Genomic DNA, 5,316 nt, shown 5'->3' on the forward strand with positions numbered 1-5,316 from the left:
CCATCCTCCACTACAACGGCCTCCCCATCGCCTCCATGCACATCGAAGCCGCCATCGAGGACCACTTCCGAGAGGCCGAGGCATCATGAAAACCATTGCTATCTCGCGCAGAGACGCCAGGAAATTCAAAGGCTGTTTCTCGCGCAGAGACGCAGAGTCGCAGAGAAAGAAAAAATTCCATTCTGGAACTGGTTTTAGTGGTGGGAGAGGCTTCAGCCTTGACAATCTGCCAGCTGCCCCGGCAATCGCACTTGACCCGCAGCCACCCCAATCTTCCACCCAAACAAAACCCACAAGCCCTTCTTCAGGTTTTCTCAGCGTCTCAGCGTCTCTGCGCGAGAAAAATCTTTTGAATGTAGAGGTCTGACCCATGAGCTTCATGACCAAGCCAAAGGTTCACCACCCGAACCTGCCGAAGAACAAACTGGGCCTCACCACCCGCGACTACGAGGGGGGCATGTCCACCCTCTGTGCCGGCTGCGGCCATGACTCCATCACCGCCGCCCTGATCCAGGCCGTCTGGGCCCTGGACATCGAACCCTACAAGGTCGCCAAGATGAGCGGCATCGGCTGCTCCTCCAAGACCCCGGCCTACTTCCTGCGCGAAGCCCACGGCATCAACGCCGTCCACGGCCGCATGCCCTCCATCGCCACCGGCGCCCAGGCCGCCAACCCGGAACTCCACTTCATCGGCGTCTCCGGCGACGGCGACTCCCTCAATATCGGCTTCGGCCAGTTCGCCCACGCCATCCGCCGTGATGTAAACATGCTCTACATCATCGAAAACAACGGCGTCTACGGCCTCACCAAGGGCCAGTTCTCCGCCAGCGCCGATGTCGGCAGCAAGGCCAAGTACGGCCAGGTCAATGAAAACCCGCCCATCGACCCCGTACTCACCGCCATCACCCTCGGCTGCGGCTTCGTTGCCCGAGGTTTCTCCGGCGACAAGGACCAGCTTATCCCCCTCATCCAGGCCGGCCTAAAACACAACGGCTTTGCCCTGATTGATGTGATTAGTCCCTGTGTGGCCTTTAATGACCACGAGGGGAGTACCAAGAGCTACGCCCACACCCGCGAATACTTCCACCCCGCCATCCACACCGACTTTGTCCCGCCCCGGGAAGAGATCAAGGCGAAGTACGAAAAGGGCAAGGCCATGCCCATTGAGTTGCATGACGGCTCGACCATCGTGCTGAGGAAGATTGATGTGGATCATGAACCCACCAACCGCGCCGCCGCCATCGGCTACCTGGAGCGCCACCGCGAAGCCCAGGAGATTGTTACTGGGTTGTTGTATGTGAATGAAGAGCAGGGGGAAGAAGCAGGGAGTGCTCTGTTGGGAGAAAGCCTTGTGAATAGGGGGGGATTAGAAGATCCGTCTGCTGTTCTAGATTGGTTTCAGTCCTCTAGTCGTTGAGGTAGAGCTCTGAAGAGTATTTCATGATCCAATAGCGCCAGAAGCCAATGCAGATAATCAGTCAATTGAAGTTTAAATTTGCGTTAACTTTGAGTGGTGACGAATTGTGGGTCTCGCTGTTCTTAGCATAAAGTGGAGAGGTCTGGTTTGGATTGCAGGTTTCCAGCTAAGTAGATTTACGGCAACGCAGCTAGGTCGGGTAGGTCTTTGGCTATCGCTGTGTTATGGGTGTTTTCCGTAGAAGCCCGGATGAATACTATTGCTTACTTTTGAGTTTTCTTCTTACTCAATCGTTTAATCATTTGAACTAGGCTGTATGCGAGATATGGAACTTGCTTGTTTAATGGCCTAAGGGTAATTTTTAATGGATGATGACAGTGCGGACAACGGATGCCCTTCTGAAGATAAGGTGTGGGGGCTGAAATTCTCAGAAATCTATACTGAGGAAGATGAGTTCAAGGTTTATGGGTGTTTTGCAAGTATCCATGACCTTAAGGCAACCGCGTTGGCCATTTCCGCTACCATAACTGATACTTCTTGGATGTATAGACTAGATCACAGCGTTAGAATGCAATTCAAGAATACAGCTGAAAGGACTATAAGCTCACTATTGCAATTGGTGGAGGGGGTTGATAAAGATGAGCGGTTAAGCGGAGAGTTTGGTGAGCTGGTTGTATCGTTTGGTTCCTCGAGAGTCCTCTCATTCCTGTTTGGACACACCACAATTCCGATTTCAGAGATCTGGAAGTCTCGGTCTAGGCAAAATGACAGTTTCGATTTTCATACCGTCTGTGATGCCGATAAAATTAATTTTGGCGAAGCAAAATTTGAATCTCGTGCTAACCCATACAGAGTGGCGGCTCAACAGGCTAGTAGATTTCTGAAAGAGGATAAACATCGCCACGACCGGGTGTATCTAAGGGATCTCATTAGTGCGCAAGCGATAGCTAACCTGGATAGTGACGATTTTGGTGTGGTTGTTGCCTTCTCCATTCGCCGCGGTAATCCGGAAAGGGTTCTGGCAAACGCAATGACAAGATCAATTGAAGCTTTTCGGTCGCAAAGTGTGTCTATGGTGTATGTCTTAGGAGTGAGGCATTGAGCATCCGTGATTTATCTCAGTTGGAGGAGCCGGATTGGCTGATCGTTCATTTGTTAGAAAGGATTCATGAAAATGGGCCGGTAGCGCCACGTGATTTGGAGCAGCTAGCCTATGTTAAGATTTGGTTCCCGCAGGTATTTCGTGAATACGAAGAGAAGATACTAGCGGTGCTGGGTTTATTTTATAAGATACAGTCACCGTCAAGTATATACTCTATTTTGCTGTCGTCATTGGGAGTGGGTTACAAGGAAACATATGGGCATCCTCTTACCCCCGTTCAGGGGAGCATTAGGAATGCAATTGAATCAATGGATGTGATATCAATATCAGCTCCGACAAGCTCTGGAAAATCCTTTTCTATACGTGACTATATCAAGAAATGTGAATGTGACGTTGTGATTACAGTCCCGTCCCGTGCATTGATAGCAGAGTATATTGGGGAGATGAGAGAGAGTTATGGGTTAGACAAGACCGTAATGATATCTCCATTCGTTGATGATGTCTTCTCTGAAAGGAGCCCCAGGAGGATTTTCGTGTTAACCCCGGAGCGCGCGAGCGAGTTGTTTCGCCCGGATATCGATCTCAGTCCGGGGGTTTTCTTCTTTGATGAGGCACAGTCTACGGATGATATGTCGAGGGCTGTCGCATTTGATTCCTTGATACGGAGAGTTCAAAAAAAGTATCCGTTTGCAAAGCTTATATTTGCACACCCAGGCGTTCGTAATCCGGAGGCCCAATTGGGAAAGCATGGCATTACGTCAAGCCGTTCGTTTTCCAGGGTATACGATCATGGCGCGGTAGGTCGAGTATGTGTTTTTAGGCATGGGAATGGGCGATTTTACTATTTCTCGCCATATGAAGAAAAAGGGTATCTTCTGATTAATTGTGCTGAGCATGGCGGATCGTTTCCAGATTTCGTTTTTAGAGAGCGGAAGTCAGTCCTCGTCTATGTGTCAAAAAACTCAATTTATAACGGCACTTTCTTGGAACCATTCAAACAATATATAGCGGATTTCGATGAAATAGAGAGCAGAAAGGCATTGGGGATTATAGACCAGATAGCCAATATGATCGGTGCTGATGAAGGTGAGCATAGATCTTATATGGTAGATCTAATGCGAAAGGGTGTGGTTATTCATCATGGCTCGGTCCCTCTTGATGTTAGATATCTTGTCGAGCAGTTTATCAAGTCTGGGTTCTCGCGGATTTGTTTTGCTACTAGCACTCTCGCGCAAGGTGTGAATATGCCGTTCGACGTATTGTGGCTAGAGTCAATGAGGTTCTTAGGCGACGATGATCGCTGGGCGTCTCTATCTTTTAAGAACCTTGTAGGTCGGGCAGGGAGGCTTTCGAAGGGCGCCGAGTTTGACTTTGGTTATATATACACCAAAAGCCCTAAGCTTTTCTGTGAACGGATGGCGTCGGAGTTCGAGCTAGATGATACCTCGGTGTTTGATCGTAAGTCATTTGATGGAATGGAGGATCAGAGGGAGGCTATAGAAGCAATTAAAGAGGGTGAGTTTGATGAGGAGTTGAATGCGCCTCGGGCGAAGGTGTCCAGGCTCAGTCAGCCCAATATATTGTGGGCGGTCCGTCGGCTTTTGGATTTGATGTATGGGGTGGACGGAGCGGATGTACCGCCGGACCTTTCCGGGGCGGAGCAAAAATTCAAGAGAGAGGCGATAAGAGAAGAGTTTAAGGAAGTCTGGAAAGCCGGCATTGGTAGGGAGTTGGAGGATGGCGAGAAGGCGGTATTCGATCAAGCAATATTCATTCTTTTGCAGATGGCACAGGGTAGGTCGTTTCGAGAGATAGCAGGATTGAGGTACGCATATGTCTCAAAGCGTGACGCTCAGAAAGAGGGGAGGGTTCGGTTTGTGCAGAAGGCAGAGAATTTACCGAACAAAAACTTAAAACGACCGTTTCCGATATTCTCCCATGATACGTTAGCAAAAGAAGTGAATTATGATGCATTAGTGTTTGATACGTATGATTATATGGATCAGGTTATTTCTTTTTCGTTGGCGGATACATTTGTAGTGGCGTTAAGTGCTTATGCGCAAGAAGAGGGAGATGATAGGGCGGAGCTGCTAGTAGAGTTGCTTCGCTATGGAACCAATAATAAGGTGCATATAATGTTAATGCGGTATGGTTTTCCTCCAGAATCAGTTAAAGAAATAGAGCGCTATGTGATCTCGATTGACCATTCTTCTGTGCGTTTTTCTAAGGATATTGAGAGCGCCCCCCAAAATATTAAAGAATTGGCTGCCTGGTATCTCCCGGATTGACTTTCGGTTCCAAGGTAAGCTTTGAGAGTTCGGTAGCCAAATTCTTGGTGGCATAATCGGGCATTCTTTAGGGCGGACTGCCGGTGTTATCATGGTAAAGAAGTCAATACCAGCCCGGATGGAGGCCGTCAGAGCCTGGCCCGGACGTGATTCGGGGCAGGAATCCGGGGAATCGACACTCATGCATAAGAGACAAATCGGGAGCAAGGCATGTCGAGATTGACCGATCCGCAAGAACGAAGACACCCATGACCTGAAAAGCCCAGTTCCATCGGTTTAGAGCCAGGTTGGCGGCGATTCGCGGTAGTTGGTGATGCCCGGGATCGACGCCTGGCTCGGACTCACCGATTTTTGATCAAAAACGACCATCTCGGGGGTGGTCAGGCAGGGGTGAGCCGCCTTGGACGGCAGAAGCTCCCCGCAGCCAGTGGGAAAGACAATTCCATTCACGCCCTGTAAAGTAAGTCGGAAACCATAGATGTCACCGGAAATATGGACATGAAACCCGC

5 protein-coding genes are annotated in these 5,316 nt (G+C 49.6%); 4 read left to right on the top strand and 1 reads right to left on the bottom strand.

Annotated features, from left to right (window positions below; translation table 11 throughout):
- Nucleotides 1-85 precede the first annotated feature (85 nt).
- The 4 genes from VCB98_RS13550 to VCB98_RS13565 all read left to right on the top strand — a co-directional run bounded on the left by VCB98_RS13550 (nucleotide 86) and on the right by VCB98_RS13565 (nucleotide 4,807).
- A complete protein-coding gene (locus VCB98_RS13550) occupies nucleotides 86-367 on the top strand; it encodes a hypothetical protein (protein WP_346053433.1) in 282 nt (93 codons plus the stop codon).
- Between the two features lie 3 nt (nucleotides 368-370).
- Nucleotides 371-1,417, top strand: a complete 1,047-nt coding sequence (locus tag VCB98_RS13555) for a 2-oxoacid:ferredoxin oxidoreductase subunit beta (RefSeq protein WP_445354004.1) — start codon at nucleotides 371-373, stop codon at nucleotides 1,415-1,417.
- A gap of 364 nt (nucleotides 1,418-1,781) precedes the next feature.
- Nucleotides 1,782-2,519, top strand: coding sequence for a hypothetical protein (locus VCB98_RS13560; RefSeq protein WP_346053436.1), 738 nt, complete (start codon nucleotides 1,782-1,784; stop codon nucleotides 2,517-2,519).
- Nucleotides 2,516-4,807 (top strand): DEAD/DEAH box helicase, encoded by a 2,292-nt coding sequence (locus VCB98_RS13565; RefSeq protein WP_346053438.1) that lies wholly within the window; start codon nucleotides 2,516-2,518, stop codon nucleotides 4,805-4,807. The genes VCB98_RS13560 and VCB98_RS13565 overlap by 4 nt, the downstream gene beginning before the upstream one ends.
- 276 nt (nucleotides 4,808-5,083) lie before the next feature.
- Here VCB98_RS13565 and VCB98_RS13570 read toward each other — a convergent pair.
- Nucleotides 5,084-5,316 (bottom strand): hypothetical protein (locus VCB98_RS13570; protein ID WP_346053440.1); only part of this gene is annotated, 233 nt, incomplete at its 5' end.

It is taken from the genome of Natronospira elongata, assembly GCF_034931365.1.
GTDB lineage: Bacteria > Pseudomonadota > Gammaproteobacteria > Natronospirales > Natronospiraceae > Natronospira > Natronospira elongata.

Excerpts from the sequence above, each read along its gene's own strand:
- VCB98_RS13550 (WP_346053433.1), top strand. The coding sequence starts at position 86 with ATGAAAACCATTGCTATCTCGCGCAGAGACGCCAGGAAATTCAAAGGC.
- VCB98_RS13555 (WP_445354004.1), top strand. The coding sequence starts at position 371 with ATGAGCTTCATGACCAAGCCAAAGGTTCACCACCCGAACCTGCCGAAG.
- VCB98_RS13560 (WP_346053436.1), top strand. The coding sequence starts at position 1,782 with ATGGATGATGACAGTGCGGACAACGGATGCCCTTCTGAAGATAAGGTG.